At 68.6% G+C, this 18,210-nt stretch carries 14 protein-coding genes; 7 read left to right on the top strand and 7 right to left on the bottom strand.

Going from position 1 to position 18,210, the window contains the following annotated elements; translation table 11 throughout:
• Window positions 1–170: 170 nt before the first annotated feature.
• Window positions 171–1,010 (top strand): DUF8054 domain-containing protein, encoded by an 840-nt coding sequence (locus ACZ5KW_RS13305; protein ID WP_343778209.1) that lies wholly within the window; start codon window positions 171–173, stop codon window positions 1,008–1,010.
• An 81-nt stretch (window positions 1,011–1,091) separates the two neighbouring features.
• A complete protein-coding gene (locus ACZ5KW_RS13300) occupies window positions 1,092–2,852 on the top strand; it encodes a glycoside hydrolase family 13 protein (protein ID WP_343778207.1) in 1,761 nt (586 codons plus the stop codon).
• Between the two features lie 29 nt (window positions 2,853–2,881).
• On the opposite strand, the gene ACZ5KW_RS13295 is transcribed toward ACZ5KW_RS13300, so the two are convergent.
• A complete protein-coding gene (locus ACZ5KW_RS13295; protein ID WP_343778205.1) occupies window positions 2,882–5,959 on the bottom strand; it encodes an FAD-binding and (Fe-S)-binding domain-containing protein in 3,078 nt (1,025 codons plus the stop codon).
• 123 nt (window positions 5,960–6,082) lie between these two features.
• Between ACZ5KW_RS13295 and ACZ5KW_RS13290 the strand changes: the two genes are divergently transcribed.
• The 3 genes from ACZ5KW_RS13290 to ACZ5KW_RS13280 all read left to right on the top strand — a co-directional run bounded on the left by ACZ5KW_RS13290 (window position 6,083) and on the right by ACZ5KW_RS13280 (window position 9,351).
• Window positions 6,083–6,676, top strand: coding sequence for an LUD domain-containing protein (locus ACZ5KW_RS13290; RefSeq protein WP_343778203.1), 594 nt, complete (start codon window positions 6,083–6,085; stop codon window positions 6,674–6,676).
• A complete protein-coding gene (locus tag ACZ5KW_RS13285; protein ID WP_343778201.1) occupies window positions 6,669–8,945 on the top strand; it encodes an LUD domain-containing protein in 2,277 nt (758 codons plus the stop codon). Before ACZ5KW_RS13290 ends, ACZ5KW_RS13285 begins: the two co-directional genes overlap by 8 nt.
• A 91-nt stretch (window positions 8,946–9,036) precedes the next feature.
• Window positions 9,037–9,351 (top strand): PRC-barrel domain-containing protein, encoded by a 315-nt coding sequence (locus tag ACZ5KW_RS13280; protein WP_343778199.1) that lies wholly within the window; start codon window positions 9,037–9,039, stop codon window positions 9,349–9,351.
• Window positions 9,352–9,396: 45 nt separating this feature from the next.
• Here the strand turns inward: ACZ5KW_RS13280 and ACZ5KW_RS13275 are convergent, their stop codons facing one another.
• The 6 genes from ACZ5KW_RS13275 to ACZ5KW_RS13250 form a co-directional block, all read right to left on the bottom strand.
• Window positions 9,397–9,723, bottom strand: coding sequence for a DUF5789 family protein (locus ACZ5KW_RS13275; protein WP_343778197.1), 327 nt, complete (start codon window positions 9,721–9,723; stop codon window positions 9,397–9,399).
• 53 nt (window positions 9,724–9,776) lie between these two features.
• Window positions 9,777–10,193, bottom strand: a complete 417-nt coding sequence (locus ACZ5KW_RS13270) for an MPN domain-containing protein (RefSeq protein ID WP_343778262.1) — start codon at window positions 10,191–10,193, stop codon at window positions 9,777–9,779.
• Window positions 10,194–10,288: 95 nt separating this feature from the next.
• Window positions 10,289–10,984 (bottom strand): hypothetical protein, encoded by a 696-nt coding sequence (locus ACZ5KW_RS13265; protein ID WP_343778261.1) that lies wholly within the window; start codon window positions 10,982–10,984, stop codon window positions 10,289–10,291.
• 69 nt (window positions 10,985–11,053) lie between these two features.
• Complete coding sequence (locus tag ACZ5KW_RS13260) at window positions 11,054–11,614, bottom strand: thioredoxin family protein (protein ID WP_343778195.1); 561 nt, start codon at window positions 11,612–11,614, stop codon at window positions 11,054–11,056.
• 40 nt (window positions 11,615–11,654) lie between these two features.
• Window positions 11,655–12,599, bottom strand: a complete 945-nt coding sequence (locus ACZ5KW_RS13255; RefSeq protein ID WP_343778194.1) for a DUF368 domain-containing protein — start codon at window positions 12,597–12,599, stop codon at window positions 11,655–11,657.
• Window positions 12,600–12,638: 39 nt separating this feature from the next.
• On the bottom strand, window positions 12,639–15,782 hold the full coding sequence (locus tag ACZ5KW_RS13250) for an oligosaccharyl transferase, archaeosortase A system-associated (protein WP_343778192.1): 3,144 nt from the start codon (window positions 15,780–15,782) through the stop codon (window positions 12,639–12,641).
• 170 nt (window positions 15,783–15,952) lie between these two features.
• Between ACZ5KW_RS13250 and aglG the strand changes: the two genes are divergently transcribed.
• Together aglG and ACZ5KW_RS13240 are read left to right on the top strand one after the other, a co-directional pair.
• Complete coding sequence (gene aglG / locus ACZ5KW_RS13245) at window positions 15,953–16,900, top strand: glucosyl-dolichyl phosphate glucuronosyltransferase (protein WP_343778190.1); 948 nt, start codon at window positions 15,953–15,955, stop codon at window positions 16,898–16,900.
• 15 nt (window positions 16,901–16,915) lie between these two features.
• Window positions 16,916–18,184: a nucleotide sugar dehydrogenase gene (locus ACZ5KW_RS13240; protein ID WP_343778188.1), complete on the top strand. Its 1,269-nt coding sequence runs from the start codon at window positions 16,916–16,918 to the stop codon at window positions 18,182–18,184.
• Window positions 18,185–18,210 lie beyond the last annotated feature (26 nt).

Here is an 18,210-nt window from a genome sequence, read left to right as displayed (position 1 = left end):
GAACAATCATTAATATAACTATGGTCTTTACAACAGGAGGTGTTAATAACCTCACACCGACAGATGCGTCTTTTAGAGCGACCGAGAGCGAGTATCCGGCCCACTCGTCGATGAACGCTGCCCGCGCCGAGAGGGTAACCTTGATGATGCGCTGGAGGCATTCGTCGTGTATGAGTCTCTCTCCCGAGATCGGGCTCCGGCGCCCGGAGTACACCGGTTCGAACCGGTGTTGGCCGTGTACGGTGGTCAACGTGGTGCTGGTCGCGGCCGGCGCCGCGGCGGTGGCGCTAGCCGGCTGGCCCGGCGTCGGCGCCGGCCTCGGGCTCGCCGGCCTCGCGCTCGTCTGGCTCCGCGGGTACGTCGTGCCGGGGACGCCTCGGTTCGCGCCGCGGCTCGTGGCGCCGATCCCGGGAAGCGACGCGCTCTTCCACGGGACGGACGGCGGCGGGGCGGCCACGCCCGACGGCGGGACCGGCTCGCTCGACCCGGCCGAGATCGGCGGCGAGGAGCTGCTCGACCGGCTCGTCGAGAGCGGCGTCCTCGAGGTCGACGGCGACGCCATCGTGCCCACCGCGGCGTACGACGAGCGGTGGCAGGCGGAGATCGACCGCCTCCGGGACCGCGACACCGAGGAGTTGGCCGAGATCGCCCGCGAACTCTCTCCGGCGACCACGTCACAGGTGCGACGAGACGGCGACGACGAGTGGGTCGCGCTCGCCGCGGACGACGCGACAGTCATGCAGGAGACGTGGCTCAGGCGACCCGTCGCGATCGCCGAGATCGCCGGCTACCGCGCCGCAGAGCCGTTCCTCGACGACGAGGCGGTCCGGCTCGCGGCCGCGCGGACGAACCGGATGTTCCTCGACGCCTGCCCGGACTGCGGGACCGAGTTGGAGCGCGGGACCGACATGTCCTGTTGCGGCGGTCACACCGGTCCCGGCGACGAGCCGCCCGAGACGCTGGAGTGTCCGGCCTGCGAGGGCCGACTGTTCACCTTCGGCCCCGCGTAGTCGCCTCGTCGCCGCCGCGGTCCGCGGGACGCGCCCGCCGTCGCCACTACCTATTTTACCCGGAGCGAAAGTAGCGCAGCCATGGGACGCGACAGCGATCCGGACCGTCGGTGGTGGAAGGAGGCGGTGGTGTACCAGATCTATCCTCGCAGCTTCAACGACAGCGACGGCGACGGCGTCGGTGACATCCGCGGGATCGTCGACCGGGTGGACTACCTCGACGACCTCGGCGTCGACGTGGTGTGGCTCTGTCCCGTCTACGACTCGCCGAACGCCGACAACGGCTACGACATCCGCGACTACCGCGCGATCACGGACCAGTTCGGCACCCTCGACGACTGGAACGCGCTCCGTGACGCCCTCCACGACCGCGGCATCAGGCTTATCATGGACCTCGTGGTCAACCACACTTCCGACGAACACGACTGGTTCCGGCGGTCTCGACGAGAGGAGGGGGAGTACGCGGACTACTACTGGTGGCGCGAGGGCCGCGAAGCCGACGCCGTCGACTGGGAGTCGGACCGGGGGCCGGACGGCGAGGCGCCGCCCACCGCCTGGCAGTCGTTCTTCGGCGGGCCGGCCTGGAGCTACGACGAGCGGCGGGGCGAGTGGTACCTCCACCTGTTCGACCCCAAACAGCCGGACCTGAACTGGGAGAACCCGCGGGTCCGCGAGGAGGTGTTCGACCTCATGGACTGGTGGCTCGACCGGGGGATCGACGGGTTCCGGATGGACGTGATCAACCTCGTGTCGAAGCCCGACGGGCTCCCGAGCGACCCGGACGCCCCCCTCGGCGGCACGATGAACGCGGCGAACGGCCCGCGCGTCCACGAGTACCTCTCGGAGATGAACGACCGGGTCCTCGACCGCGACCTCCTCACGGTCGGCGAGATGGTCGGCCCGGAGCTACCGATGGAACACGCTCGGCGATACCTCGACCCCGACGGGGACGGGCTCTCGATGCTGTTCCACTTCGAGCACATGCTACTGGACCGCGGCGAGGACGTCTGGGAGCGAGAAGAGTGGGACCTCTCGGAGCTCAAGGCGGTGTTCAACCGCTGGGACGAGGGGCTGGAGACGGGCGGGTGGAACGCGCTGTACCTCAACAACCACGACCAGCCGCGAATGGTCTCGCGGTTCGGCGACGACGGGCGCTACCGGCGCGAGTCGGCGACGCTGCTCGCGACGCTCCTCCACACGCTCCGCGGGACGCCGTACGTCTACCAGGGCGAGGAGCTGGGGATGACGAACTACCCGTTCGACTCGCTCGAAGAGCTCCGCGACGTCGACACGCTCAATCCACTCCGAACCGCCATCGAGGCGGGAGAGGTGGCGTCGTTCGAGGCCGTCAAGGAGGGGGTCCGTGCGAACAGCCGCGACAACGCCCGGACGCCGATGCAGTGGTCCGCGGGAGAGCACGCCGGGTTCACCGACGGGGAGCCGTGGATCGGCGTCAACCCGAACCACGACGCGATCAACGTCGAGCGCGAGCGCGCGACCGACGGCTCGGTGTTACGGTACTACCGCGACCTCGTCGCGCTGCGCGAGGAACACGACGTCGTCGTCTACGGCGACTACGAGCCGCTGTTCCCGGACGACGACGAGGTGTGGGCGTACACCAGAACGCTCGACGGGGACGACGGCACCGAGCGGCTCGTCGTCGCGCTGAATTTCACCGGCGAGGAGACCGAGGTCCGGCTCCCGAGCGACGTCGCGACCGAGGGCGGCTCGTACCTCCTCGGGAACTACGACGTCGACGAGGCGGCCGCGACGCGAGCGCTCGCGGCCGGCGACCTCCGCCTGCGCCCGTGGGAGGCCCGCGTGTACCGCGTCGTCGAGTGAGCAAGTCGCTTCACCGACCCCGCGACCGCCTACGCTAAGGCGGCCGCCAGCTTCTCGATCGGGTGGTCCGGCTCCGGAACCTCGCCGGGGCCCTCCTCCAACTGCGTCCGGCAGGAGGTGCCGGGCGCGACGATGGCGTCGCCGTCGCTCGCGTCGACCTGCTCGAATAAGTTCTCGCCGATCGCCTTGCTCATCGCGTAGTGTTCCGCTTCGTAGCCGAAGGAGCCCGCCATCCCGCAACACGAGGAGTCGAGCGGGTCGACCCCGTAGCCGGCGCGACGGAGCACGCCGACCGCGTGGTGGTCCTTCTTCGTCGCCTTCTGGTGGCAGTGACCGTGGTACGTGAGCCGCTCGCCGGGCGCGTCGAGCGCGAGGTCGTCGTCGAGCCGGTGGGCGTCGACGTACTCCATGACGCCGTAGGTGTGCTCGGAGACGGCCGCCACGTCGGCGTCCGGCACGTCGCTGGCGTCGCCGTCGAGCAGGTCGTGGTAATCGGACTGGAGCATGACGGCGTCGGAGGGCTCGACGACGACGACCTCCCAGCCGTCGCGGACGTCGGGCGCGAGCGTCTCCACCGCGTCTCTCGCGGTCGCTCGCGACACGTCGAGGAGTCCCTTCGAGTGGGGCGGACGCCCGCTCCCGTCGACGTCCGGAATCCGCACGTGGCAGTTCGCGGCCTCCAGCACGCGCACCGCGGCCTTCCCCGCGCCGGGGTTCGTGTAGGTGGTGTACACGTCGGGGAAGAGCAGCACGTCGCGGTCGGCCGCCTCGCGGGAGACCTGGGCGCCGCCGCGGGCCGCGAACCAGTCGGTGAGCGACTCGGACCGGAACGTCGGGAGGTCGCGCTCGCGGGCGACGCCGAGGAGCTTCTCAGCGACGAGCCCGCTCCCCGGGATCTTGTTCGGCAGGTTCGAGAGCGGGGCGAACTTCGAGCCGAGCGGCGCGAGCGACTCGAAGCGGCCGAGGAGCCGCGTGCGGAGGTCGGCGCCGTGTTCCTCGTGGTGGGCGTGTTCCACCTCCGCCTTCAGCTTCGCCATGTCGACGCCGCTCGGGCAGTCGACCTTACACCCCTTACAGCCGACACAGAGGTCCATCACCTCGGTGACGAACTCGTCGTCGGTCGGGTCGTCGGGGAGTTCGCCGGAGATGGCGCCCCGGAGCATGTTCGCCCGCCCGCGGGTCGACTGGATCTCCTCGTCGGCGGCGCGGTAGGTCGGGCACATCACGCCGCCGGTGGTGTCCTGGGGCCCGCGACAGCCGCCGCAGCCGTGACAGAGCTCGACCATCCCCTGCATCCCGTTGTCGACCGCCCACTCCATCGCGGGGTCGAAGCCGGCGTCGTACTCGTAGTCGCTGTCGAACCGGAGGTTCTCGCGCATGTCCACCTCGCCACAGACGTTGCCGGGGTTGAGCAGCCAGTCGGGGTCGAACGCGGTCTTCAGCTCGCGGAACGACTCCCAGAGGTCGTCGCCGTACAGCTTCCGGTTCCACTGGGTCCGCGCGCGGCCGTCGCCGTGCTCGCCCGAAACGGAGCCGCCGAGCCGGACCACGGCGTCGGTGACGCGGTCGGCGATGTCGAGCATCGCCTCCACGTCGTCGACCTCCTTCGTGTTGATCAGCGGGCGGACGTGGAGCACGCCGGGTCCGGCGTGGGCGTAGAAGGTGGCGAACGTGTCGTTGTCCTCGAGGATCTGCTGGAACTCGCGGGTGTACTCGGGGAGGTGTTCCGGCGGGATGGCGCAGTCCTCGATGAAGGAGATGTGCTTCTCGTCGGTGGTGCGGGAGAGGAGGATCGGGAGCCCCGCCTTGCGCATCTTCCAGAAGCGGTCGCGCTTCGCGGGATCGTGCGCCTCCATCGCGTGGGCGGCCCGGCGGGGGTGACTCGTCGTCTCGGCGGCGCCGGCCCGCGGTTCGGTCGCGGTGTCGACGGCCGGGCCGTCCGCGCCCTCCTCGCCGCCGACGCGGTCCGCGATCAGGTCCGCGACCTTCTGTTCGCCCGCCGCGTCGTCGTCCGCGTAGAACTCGACGAGCAGCACGGAGTCCGTCCCGTCCGGGAGCATCCCGACGACGTCCGCGAACTCCGGCGTGTCGGCGGCGAGCCCCAAGAGGACGTCGTCCATCACCTCGACGGCGGCGGGGTCGTGTTCGAGACACGCCGCCACGTCCTCCATCGCGTCGAGGAGGTCGTCGTAGGTGAGCAGCGCGACCGCCTTCGTCTCGGGGATCTCGACGAGCGAGACGGTCGCCTCGGTGACCGTCGCGAGCGTCCCCTCGCTGCCGGCCATGAGGCGGCCGAGGTTGACGACCCCTTCCTCGCCGTACTCGCCGCGGTACTCGGCGAGCAACCGGTCGAGGTTGTAGCCGGAGACGTTCCGCTTCAGCTCCGGGAAGCGCTCGTCGATCGCGCCGGCCTCCTCGTCGAGGATCCGGACGATCTCCGCGTGAATTCGGGGGAGGAGCTCGTCGGCGTCGGGGTCGGCCGACTCGCGGAGCTCCTCGACGGAGACATCGCCGAACGCGGCGATCGTGCCGTCAGCGAGGACGACCTCCAGCTCCTCGACGTAGTGGTCCGTCTTGCCGTACTTCAGCGAATGGGCGCCGGTGGAGTTGTTGCCGATCGCGCCGCCGACCGCGGACTTGTCGCGCCACGCCGGGTCGGGCGCGAACTTCAGGCCGTCGGGCTCGACCGCGGCGTTGAGGTCCCCGACGTACGCGCCCGCCTGAACGCGGGCGGTCTCCGCGTCCGGGTCGGTCTCGATCACCGAGTCCATCTCGCCGGTCAGATCGAGGACGACCGCCTCGTTGACGGTCTGGCCGGCGAGCGAGGTCCCGCCGCCCCGCGGGAGGACGGGGATCCCCTCCGCGAAGCAGTACTCGTGGACGGCCGCGACGTCCGCCGTCGACTCCGGGATCACGACGCCGATGGGCGTCACCTCGTACGCCGAGGCGTCGGTCGCGTACAGCCGCTTCGAGTAGTCGTCGAACCGCACGTCGCCCGCGACGCGCCGGTCGAGCTCCTCGACGAGGTCGGGTCGCTCCACCGCCCCGCCAGTGTAGTCGAAGTCCCCGCCGTCAGCCGGGTCCGGGTCCGGGGTGTGTGTCGCCATGCGAAACTCTCACGGTCGAACGGTCAAAAAGGCACCTCCGTCCGCCGAGGGCGTGAGAACGGACCTCGGAAGGAGCTGAGAACCGCCGTAACACCCAACACACCGGCCGTCGAACGGTCGACCATGTCATTCATCGACACGTCGACGTTCACCGGTCGGCTCGACGACCTCGGCGTCGCGCTCTCCGAGGGGCCCGCGCGGGAGTGCGCGGCGATGGTCGACGCCGCCGCGGGCGACCCGGCGGTCGGAGTGCCGCTCGGCCGTTCGGGGCCCGACGCGCTCGCCGACGGCCCGGCGTCGCTTCCGGACCGAATCGACACCGACCCGACCACCGCCGACCTGCGCGCCGCGCACACCGGCGTCACCGCGTCGCCGCTCGGCGTCGCCGCGTACGGCAGCGTCGCGCTGGAGTCGGACGCCGCAGGGACGGAGCCCGTGAGCCTCTTCGTCGACCGGCACGTCGTCGTCCTCCGGGAGGCCGACCTCGTGCCCGACATGCCCGACGCCTTCGACTGGCTCGGCCCGCGGACGCGCGACGAGTCGGTCGACGTGGTGTTCGCGACCGGCCCGAGCGCCACCGCGGACATGGGCGGCCTCGTCCACGGCGCGCACGGGCCGAAGGAGGTCCACGTCGTCCTGTTACGAGACGACGACGTGAACGGCTCCGAGGGCGGCGCACGGAGTCCCGACGCCGACGCGGGGGGAAGTCATGAGTAGCGACGCGAACGCCGCCGCCGACGCCGAGGCGGCGACCGAGCCCGAGCGGGAGGCGAAGGCCGACCGGATCCGCGAACTGCTGGCGACGGAGGGTGACGCGGTCGCGGCGAACACCCGCGGCTTCAACGCCGGCCGCTACGAGTCGACCGGCCGCCTCGACGACTACGAGGCCCTGAAAGACGAGGCGCGGGCGATAAAGGAGGACGCGATCGAGCGACTCCCCGACCTCATCGAGGAGGTCCGCGAGACGGTGGAAGCGAACGGGGGCACCGTCTACCTCGCCGACGACGCCGCCGACGCGAACCGGTACGTCCGCGAGGTCGCGGCCGAGCGAGACGCGGCGCGCGCGGTGAAGTCGAAGTCGATGACCTCCGAGGAGATCGAGGTCAACGAGGCGCTCGAAGCCGACGGCGTCGAGGTCGTCGAGACCGACCTCGGCGAGTGGGTGCTCCAGCTGGCCGACGAGGAGCCCTCGCATATCGTTGCCCCCGCGATCCACAAGTCCCGAGAGGGGATCGCGGAGCTGTTCGCCGAGCGGTTCGACCCGGACGAGCCGCCCGAGACGGCCGAGGAGCTCACGATGTTCGCCCGCGAGCGACTCGGAGAGCTGATCGAGGACGCCGACCTCGGGCTGACCGGCGCGAACTTCATCGCGGCCGACTCGGGCACCATGCTCTTAGTCACCAGCGAGGGGAACGCCCGGAAGACGGTGACCGCGACGGACACTCACGTCGCCGTCGCGGGCGTCGAGAAGCTCGTCCCGACGGTCGAGGAGTTCTCGCCGTTCGTCGAGCTGATCGGCCGCTCGGGGACCGGGCAGGACGTGACCTCGTACATCTCGACGCTCACGCCGCCGGTCGACTCGCCGGTCCCGGAGTTCGCGGCGGACGCCGAGCCGCTCGCGGACGGCTCCGGTGACGACCGCGAGTTCCACCTCGTCTTGATCGACAACGGCCGGCTGGCGATGCGCGACGACGAGACGCTGAAGGAGACGCTGTACTGCATCCGCTGTTCGGCCTGCTCGAACGCCTGCGGGAACTTCCAGAGCGTCGGCGGCCACGCGTTCGGCGGCGAGACGTACTCCGGCGGCATCGCCACGGGCTGGGAGGCCGGCATCGAGGGGCTCGACACCGCGGCCGAGTTCAACGACCTCTGTACCGGCTGCTCGCGCTGCGTGCCCGCGTGTCCGGTCGGCATCGACATCCCGTGGATCAACACCGCGGTCCGGGACCGGATCAACCGCGGCGAGGCCGACGCGAGCCAGCTCGACTGGGCGTTCGAGGAGCTCGTCCCCGACGAGGAGCCCGGGGGCCTCGATCTGAGTACGCGGTTGGTCGGCAACTACGCGACGCTCGCGGAGTGGGGCCACAAGACCGCGCCGGTCGCCAACCGCCTCGCGAACGCGGGGCCGGTCCGCGCGCTCGCCGAACGAGTGGCCGGGATCGACCGGCGCCGCGAGCTCCCCGAGTTCGCGCGCGAGTCGCTCGTCGAGTGGTTCGCGGCCCGCGGCGGCGCCGCGGTCGCCCCCGAGGACGCCGTGCGCGAGGCCGTCGTCTACCCGGACACCGCGACGAACTACGTCGACGTCGAGCGCGGGAAGGCGACGGTCCGCGCGCTGGAGGCGCTCGGCGTTCGCGTCCGGGTGCCCGACCTCCCCGGCAGCGGGCGACCCCCGCTCTCGCAGGGGATGATCGCGACCGCCGAGTCGGCCGCCGAGGACCTCTACGCCGGCCTCGCGCCCCACGTCGACGCCGGGCGCGACGTGGTCGTGATCGAGCCGAGCGACCTCGCGACGTTCCGCCGTGAGTACGAGCGGTTCCTCCCGGCCGACTCGCACGAACGGCTCGCGGACGCGAGCTACGACGTCATGGAGTACGTGTTCGGCCTGCTCGAGAACGGCGGCGACCCGGCGGCCCTGCGCGCGCCGGTCGCGGGCACCGGTCCGGTCGCCTCGGGCCGGCGGCTCGCGTACCACCCGCACTGTCAGGCCCGCACGGTGGAGGCCGGCGAGTACGCGACCGCGGTGTTCGAGCGACTGGGCTACGACGTGCGCGTCTCCGAGACGGAGTGTTGCGGCATGGCCGGCTCGTTCGGCTACAAGACGGACTACTACGAGCTGAGCATGGACGTCGGCGAGCCGCTCCGCGAGCAGTTCGGCGACACCGACCGCACCGTGGTCGCGCCCGGCACCTCCTGTACCGAACAGCTCGACGCGCTGTTGGACACGGCGCCGAGCCACCCGGTGGAAGTGATCGCGCCGCGGGAGTGACCTTCGGCCACGGCGGCAGGGCCCCGGCTGCGTCCGACGCGCGTCGTTCGACAACGAACGCTTAATAGGCGCGCTCGTGACCGTATCGTGTATGAACGCAGCCCCCGAAGAGATCACGTCGCTCGTCGGCCGCGAGGTGTACTCCAGCAACGGCGTCTTCGTCGGCGAAATCGAAGACATCCAGCTCGATCTGGACGCCCGCTCCGTGACCGGCCTCGCGCTCGCGGAACTCAACCACGAGCTGTTCGCCGGACAGGTGAGCGGCTCGACCGGCGTCATCGTCCCGTACCGCTGGGTCCGCGCGGTCGGCGACGTCGTCCTCATCAACGACGTCATCGAGCGATACGACGCCGCGGAGTCGGACGAGGAGGCGACCGAGATCGAGGCCCGCTCAGAGTCACGGTAGGTCGGCCGGCGAACTCAGTCGGTCTCTGATCAGGATATCGGCCGCTCAGAAGGGAAGGACGTCGCGTAAACTGGCGATCACGCCGCGCTCCTCGCGGCGCGCCTGGTCGAACACCGGGTACAGCGCGTCGAGGAACTCCGTCTCGTTCTCGAACCGCTGTTGCGGGGTGCGGTCGAGCGCCTCGCTGACCGCGAGCGAGCGCCCCTGTGCGTCGTAGGGAATCTCCTGATCGCCGAGGGCCTCGCCTAGCTCCGCGGCCGTCGCGGGAAACGACACGTCCGCCTCGTCGAGCCGGGCGTCGAGCGCGGCGATGCCGAACTCGATCGCCTCCGGTTCGCTCGTATCGCCGCCGCCGGGTGGCCGTGCTGCCATCGCCGACCGCTACTCCCTCCGGCGGCTTGAAACCCCTGTTCTCCGCGCTCGACTCACTCCGGAACGGACTCGGTCGGCGGGGCCGCGTCGACGACGGCGAGTTCGACCCCCTCGCCCGACCGGTCGAACGCCGCGACCGAATCGCCGTCGTACGGCGGGACGGCGACGAGGACGACGGCCGCGAGGTCGTCGGTCCGCGAGACGCCGAGGAACCCGTCCGGGTGCGAGAGGAACCGAGCGCCCCCCTCGCCGGCGGGCGTTCCGAGGTCGACGCCGAAGACGGAGCTGACGGACCCGCCGACGCTCGACAGCGTGAAATGCGTCAACACCGGCGTCTCGGGGTCGAGGCCGGTGTCGCTCTCGAAGTCGCCGGCCGGCGTCGCGGAGAGCCGGAGGTTCACCTCGTCCGGGTCCTCGCTCGCCGCGCGCTCGCGGAGCACGGTCAACAGGTCGCGGGTGACGTAAATCACTGTTCGCACGCCGCTACGGGCCGGGCCGGCAAAAGGGCACGTGCGAGTCGCGGGACCCGTCGCGGTCGTCGCCTCCCGGCTCTTCGGTTGGCCCGTCAGAACGGCAGCGCGCCGGTGATCGTTTTCGCGTAGAGCCCGGGCGCCTTCCGCCGGGAGTCGCTGAGCGCGTCCTCGACGGCGACGGCGGCGCGCTCGTGGACGCCGACGCCGTGACCGACGAGGACGCGCTCGGGGTTCAGTCCGGAGAGGGCAGTCGTCGGGGGCGTGAGCCGCAACATCGGGTGAACGCCGAGGCGCTCGCGGTCCCCGCGGAAGTACGAGCCGGTGCCGAGCGACTCGGGGACGATCAGCGTCTCGCCGTCGAAGAGCCCGACCTCCTGCCACGGCGGGATCGACGAGTCGCGGATCCGGATCGCCTCGAAGCCGGTGTCGGCCAGCCGCGAGCCGAACCGCTCGATTTCGACCGCCGGGCCGAGGTCGTCGGCGACGCCGGTCATCCACTCGGGGACATAGACGGGCACGTCGTGCCGCTCGGCGATCTCGGCGCAGTCGCGCTTGTGACGGTCGAGCCCGACCACGACGCCGGCGACGGTGCCCAGTTCGTCGAGCAGGTCGTCGACGCCCGGCGCGTCGACCGGGTCGACCACCCAGACTTCGTCTTGGTCCGTCTCCTCGTTGTGGACCGCGAACGCGTGGCTCGCGCGCTCCATCGTCTCGTCGGGGTACGCGATCCACCCGACGCCGCCGTCGTACCGATCGATCTCGTGGAGATCCGGCTCGCCGCCTTTCATGCTCATACCGCTCGTTCGGCCCCCATCCTTGTTAACCCGTCCTCGGCGGCACCGCGATCCGGAGCCGCCCTACTCCTCGGGCCATTTGATCGAGCAGCCCCGAGACGGACGGTCGAGGATCTCGACTTCCTCACCCGCGAGGACGGCGTCGACCGCGTCGCGGACGTAGAACTCGGTCGGCTCGTCGTCGGGGTTGAGCGCGTCGTCGAGTCGGCCGTGGTACCGAAGCCGCCACGCGCCGTCCTCGCGGCCGAAGAGGAACGGGTCGGGGGTACACACCGCGTCGTAGGCGGCCGCGACCTCGGCGGTCTCGTCGCGGAGGTACGCGTCGTACGCGATCGTCCCGTCCGCGACGCGCTCGCGCATCGCCTCGAAGGAGTCCTCGGGGTACGCCTCGGCGTCGTTGGGGTTGATCCCGACGACGGCGAGGTCGTCGTACTCGGCCGCGAGGTCGTTGAGCAGTCCGAACTTCGCTTTCGCGTACGGGCAGTGGTTACAGGTAAAGACGACGAGCAGCGCGTCCGCCTCGAATTCGTCGAGTCGGTGCGTCTCGCCGTCCGTTCCGGGGAGTTCGAAGTCGGGAGCGGCGTCGCCGCGGTCGAGCGCCGAGTCGGATTCCGTCTGAACCATAGCCGTGCGTAGGGTTGGGAGCCGAAAAGGGGTTGCGCGCTCAGTACTCGATCGCGGCGGAGTAGCGGTCCAGCACAAGCACCGTCGCGGCGCCGACGAGCGCGGCCAGCGCGAACCGCGGCGCCGCGGCGCGCCACGATTCGCCGCTCTCGGCCAAGATGCCCGTCGTCTCGACGAGCGGCGCGCGGAGCGCGCCGACGATCAGGCTCACGAGGAACGCCAGCGTCGCGGCGCGGGCGCGGGCGAGGGCGTATCGAACCGCGTGTGCGATCGTGAAGAGACCGCCGAGGCCGCCGAGGAGGAACGCCGCGACGGGCGGGAGCGTCTCGACGATCACGCCCCCACCGTCGCCCACCGCGAGCGCGGCCACCCCGTCGACGAACCGGCTCACGACCCCGGACATGTACTCGTACTGCCCGAGGACCACGAGCAACAGCGAGCCGGAGACGCCCGGCAGGACCATCGCGCTGACCGCGACCGCGCCCGCGACGAACACGAGCGGCAGCGGGCTTCCGAGCGCGTTCGAGGCGACGCCGGAGGCGAGGAACGCGAGCGCGAACCCGCCGACCGCGGCCGCCTTCCGCCGCGGCGTGTCGAGGTCGACGTCGCCGAGAAGCACCGCCGCGCTCGCGGCGATCAGCCCGAAAAAGAACCCGTACGTCGCGACCGGTCGGGTTTCGAGCAGGTAGTTCACCCCGCTCAACACGGTGACGACCGCCGTCCCGATCCCGGTGCCGAGCACGAGCAGGAACGCCCCGTCGACCTCGCGGAACGCCGCCCGCGCGTCCGCGAGGTTCCGCGGTCGGACCCCCGCGAGCACGCGCCGAATCCGGTCGGCGTCGACCGCGGTGACCGCCGCGATCAGTCGCTCGTAGATGCCGACGATGAGCGCGATGGTGCCCCCGGAGACGCCGGGAACCGCGTCCGCGCTTCCCATGGCGACGCCTTTCAGATACAGCGCCAGCCACTCGCGGCGGTCACCCATACGTCGCAAAATACGGCGGCGGTAGTTAACGGCCCGGGATCAGGCGGCCGCGTCTCGACTTCCGATATCGCCCGGCACGATCGACTCTGCCGAGACCAGTGCGTCCGAGGCGTCGACGGCGTTCGTCGTGTTACCGCCGTCGCTCCCGCCGTCGCTGTCGACCGGACAGTCGGGGTCGCCGCTCGGACAGTCGACGATCTCCTCTTCGAGTTCGACGGTGGCCGCCGAGTCGTCGGCGCCGACGACCTGGCCTTCCGTCACCTCGACCTGCCCGACCAGTTGCGTGGTGTACAGGTCGTCACCCGTCGTCTGCTCGGTGGTGACGTTGTACGGCCCGGTCGCGCGGACGCTCGTGTTCGTGTACCCGTTCTCGGGGCCGAACTCGTCGTACCCCGTCGTGGAGTACGGGAGCGTCAGTTCGAACTCGCCGCTCTCGTCGGCGGTCGCGTACTGGGTGTACTCGAACGTCTGCCCGTTCGGCTTCTCGAGTTCGACGGTCGCTTCGACCTCTTGGCCTGGCTCGGCGCCCGAGCCCTCGACGGTCGCGCCCGGAACCCGCTCGAACGTCTTCACGAAGTCGTCGCTGAACGCGCCGAACAGCGACTCGCCGAACGTCGCCTGAAGATCGACCCCGAACCGCTGGGCGAGGATCTGCGCCTGCTGGGCGTACGGCGACCGGCCGGGCGCCTCCGTGGAGTGGACCAGCCGGTAGTGTTCGAGCGCGTCGAGACGCTCGGAGGGGACGCCCATGACGCCGCCGATCTGTGCGGAGCCGTCCTCCTCGACGTACGACCGCGCGGCCGAGAGGTTCTCGAAGCGTTGGACCGGCTGCCGGTCGTTCGGCAGGACGCGGATCTCGACCTGTTCGCCCGACGCGGTCTGGGCCGTCTGCGGCTCCCAGTCGAGGACGACCGGCTGCGGCTCGACCGCGCTCCCGTAGTGCTGGTAGAGCCGGATCATCTGGCTCTCGTGGTAGCGCTGGGTGCGCGTCCGGAGCGCGGCCTGGAGGCCGCCCTGCTGGCCGTTCTGGCCCTCGACGCGCTGGTAGAGCACGCCGGTGAAGTCGCGCACCGTCTCGTTGCCGCCGTAGAACGTGACCGGGGCGGTGAACTTGGAGTTGACCGACGCCATCTGCCAGTCGACCATCACGTACCGGGTGTCGTTGCCCTCGGTACTCTGGCTCGCGAGCACCTCCGCGGCCTCCTCCTCGCTCGGTGCGAGCAGGTAATCGGCCGCTTCGCCCGCGTTCTGCTGGAACGGATTGGCGTTCGGGATGCGCTCGGCTCGGGTGGTGATCCAGTGCCCGTAGTCCCACCACGACTGGACGCCGTACGCGCCCTCCGGGTACTCGAAGTCGCCGTCAGCGGGGCGCTCGTAGGTCCCGTACAGCTCCATCGGGTTGTCCGCGCCCTCGAGCTCGCCCGGCTGGGGCGTCTCGTCGTTCATCCACTGGAGGCTCTCGTCCCACTGGACCACGCTGCCCGGCTGGCTGGAGTTGCCCGCCTGCCAGACGGGCGTGGCGACGCCGACGAGCGGGACGATGAGGACCGCGAGGACGGCGGCGACGGTGAGTATCTGCCACCCCTCGATCTCGCGGAGCGCGTCGAACGAGGTGAGATCGAGCGCGTCGAACGCGACCTGGAGGAAGTACGCTGTCCCCACTGCGACGACGACGGCGAGGTAGTAGTTGAACCGGCCCTGCGTGAACGCGGCGCTCCCGATGAACGCCGCCCACACGACGAAATACAGCTCCTCGGCGTCGTACTCGACGAGCAGCGTTGCGCCGACGAGGAACGCCGCAGCGAGGAGCAGGCCGATCACCTGCCAGTCGACGCCGACGAGGCCGCCGACCGCGCTGTACGCCTGCGGAACCGCGTAGACGGTGCCGATGACGGCGAGCGCAGTCGGGATGTACAGCGTGTGGTTGACGTCGTCGGAGCGGTAGAGCGGGCGCGCGAGGATGTAGAGGACCGCAGCGAGTGCGAGGAAGAACGCGAGGCCGTACTGCGAGAGCACGAAGTTCGAGAACGAGGCCTCCTGGAGGGGCGGTTGGGCCTCGCCGATGGTGCGGGCGCCGGCGCTCGCGGAGAAGGCGACGGTGTTCAGGAGGTTGTTGATAACGGTCGACCACAGCGACGGAATCGCCAGCCAGACGACGCCTGCGGACGCGAGGATGAGGCCGCCCACGGCCGCGGGGTAGGCGTCGGTGTCGAGGTCGCGCGCCTCCCACTGGCGGGCGAGCCACGCGAGGAAGACAGCGCCGAGCGCGACGCCGAGCGGCGTGACGATCTGGAGCAGCGAGTAGTCAGTCGGATTGAACGAGAAGGTATCGAGTGGAATAATCTGCATTAATCCCGCAACGGTCATCGCGATCGCCCCTACAAACGCGACCGGCTCGGGGCTTTTGCTGTGGTAGGTATCGCTCGTGAGTTTGACCGCGAGGAAGATTCCCGTAAAGCCGACCATCAGGATGCCCGGCTGCCACGTCCACATGTAGAGGCCGAGCGCGACGCCGGCCGCGGCGGCGTAAGCGACAGGTCGGCGGAGCGCGTCCCAGTCCTGATCGACGATGAGCTCCCACACCGGTTTCTCGCGTTCCGCTACGCCGAGCGCGACGAGGAACGCGAGGACCGCCGTACTCTGGAAGAGGACTTCGGCCGCGCTGTGGTCGGGGAAGCCGACGAGCGTGTACCGGAGGAAGGTGCCGGAGAACAGCGCCAGCGTCGCCGCACCCGCGAGTGCGGGCACGCGGTCGACGAACCGGCGGGCGATGAAGTACGTCGGTATCGCGACGAGTGCGCCCACGATCGGCGCCATGACGAGCATGACTTCCTCGGTACTGCCCATGATCGGCCGGGCGATCCAGATCCCGACGGCCATGATGTGGTCCCAGAGCGTCCCGAACTGGCCGGCGTTCGTCCCGAGGGGGAAGCCGGTCCAGACGTCGTACGGAAGCGTGCTCGGATAGTTCTTGAGGAGGTACTTCGTCGTGCGAAGGTGATACCAGGCGTCGTTGCCGCGGAAGTACACCTCGCCGTTCTGGATGAAGTTCCCGTACGAGCGCAGCCGCGTCCACAGCATGAACGCGAACACCCCGAGAAGGACGGGAACGTGGTACCACCGCGCGAGGAGATCGGACGGGGACGAGTCCGATTCGTCCGGCGGATCGTTCGAATCGCTCATTACCGCAAGGGACTGTCAAAACGCGCATAAGGCTTGTCATCTTGCTACAACAGCCGAGCTGAATGGGACTCTCGTACTATATGTTTTCTTGACATGAGTAGCAAGTTCCGAGGTCGCCGTTGGCTCGGCTCAGTAACTCTTATTCGACCGTATTTCGAACCTCATCTTGGATGAAGGTCTCCGTTATCGTCTGTACGTACGCGATGAATCGCTATTCCGACTTCGCGGAGGCCGTACGGAGTGCGCTAGATCAGACGTACGAGCCGATCGAGGTAGTCCTCGTGAGCGACGGGAACGAGCGCGTCGCCGACCGGATGCGCGAGGACTTCGGCGACAGGGCCAACGTCCGCGTCCACAATAACGATGAGAACCGCGGAATATCGTACAGTCGGACCAAGGGAGCCGAGCTGGCCGACGGCGACCTCATCGCGTTCCTCGACGACGACGCGATCGCGACGCCAGAGTGGATCAAAACGCTGGTCGAGACCTACGAGTCGACCGACGCCTACGTGGTGGGCGGCCGCTTGGCCCCGCAATGGGTCGCAGGCGAGCCGTCGTTCCTCCCGGAGGAGTTCCACTGGCTCATCGGGTGTACAGAAAAGGGTTTCGCAGAGCACCTCGAAGAGGTCCGGAACACGTACGGATCGAACATCGCGTTCAACCGAGGGGTGTTTCTCGACGTCGGTGGGTACGACGAAGAGACCGGACGGAAAGGCGACAGCCACGTTCAGGCACACGAAGCGCCCGCTTGTATCCGCGTCCGTGAGCAGTCCGGCCGCGGTGTCGTGTACAACGAGGAGGCGGTTGTTTTTCACAAGATATTTGAGTACCGGACCGACTTCCGGTGGCTCGTCGGCCGGGCGTTCTGGCAGGGGTATTCGAAGCGGGTGATGAACCTGCGGTATCCCGAAGACGAGGGGAACGAAAGGGAGTACCTGCGCGACCTCACGACGAGGTACGTTCCGGGTCGGCTTCGGAGTTTTCTCGCCGATCCGACGAGCGCGAAACTGGCGCAACTGCTCGCGATTTTCGTGTTTACCGCCGCGGTCGGATTCGGATACCTCTACGGGGTCGCTACGTACCGTAACAGTAGTCAAGAAGGCTTATCATCGGGATAAGACTACAAGGCGCACATGAATCGCGATCGGGACACTGTAGGGGTCGTCGGATTAGGATACGTCGGTCTACCATTAGCGCTCGCTTACGAACAAGCTGGGTATGACGTTGTCGGTGTTGACGTCGACGCTAATCGAGTCGCCGAACTCAATGACGGCACATCGTACGTCACGGACATAGCAGACAGTACGGTTCAAGAAGCGATCGACGCCGGATTCTCTCCAACGACGGACTACGCCGAGCTGGCCGATGTAACCGGTATCTCAGTTTGTGTTCCGACGCCACTCCGCAAGACCGGTCAGCCGGACCTGTCATACGTCGCAGACGCTGTCGATCGGTTAGCGTCCGTTATTCCTCTAGAGTGTGTAGTCGTTCTCGAAAGTACCGTATATCCCGGTGCGACGGAAGAACTGGTCGCGCCCACCTTGGCTGAGAACGGGCTTTCCGTCGGAGAAGACGTATACGTCGCGTTCTCTCCGGAGCGGATTGACCCGGGGCGGGAAGAGATCGGACTTACAGAGATTCCGAAAGTCTTGGGCGGTGTAACCGCTGCTTGTGGTGATCGCGCCGAAGCGCTATACACCACCGTCTTCGACGAAGTCGTTCGAGTCGACTCCGCGACTGAAGCGGAACTGGTGAAGCTCTTGGAAAACACGTTTCGATCGGTAAATATCGGTCTCATCAACGAGACCGCTATGATCGCCCACGAACTTGAGGTGGATATTTGGAACGTCGTTGACGCGGCCGCTACCAAGCCGTACGGATTCATGCCGTTTTATCCCGGTCCTGGTCTCGGTGGTCACTGTATCCCGATCGATCCGCTGTACCTCTCTTGGAAAGCGGGACAACAGGGAATCGAGACGAAATTCATCGACCTCGCCGACGAGGTAAACCGAGAGATGCCCAAGCACGTCGTCCAGCGTGTTACGAAGCTTTTGAACGACCGGGGAACGGCGCTCTCAAAGTCGTCGATCCTCGTCGTCGGTGTCGCGTACAAACCCGATGTTTCCGATGTCCGCGAATCCCCGGCGTACGACGTGATCGGACTGCTCGACGAGTGGAACGCGAACATCTCCTACCACGACCCTCACGTTCCGGATTTCGAGGTTCAAGGCGAGCAGTTCCAATCGGTCAGTTTGACTCCGGAGGAACTCGGCAGACACGACTGTGCGATCATCGTAACCGATCACGATGATCTCGACATCGAGTCGGTCGTTGAGAACAGTCAACTCGTCTTCGACACGAGGAACGCGACAGTTGACGAACCGAACGTGAGAAAGTTATAATGCGACAGAAAGTCGGGAAGGTCACC

The sequence above is a fragment of the Halorubrum ejinorense genome, assembly GCF_055389685.1.
This window is presented reverse-complemented; position numbering and strand designations above follow the sequence as displayed.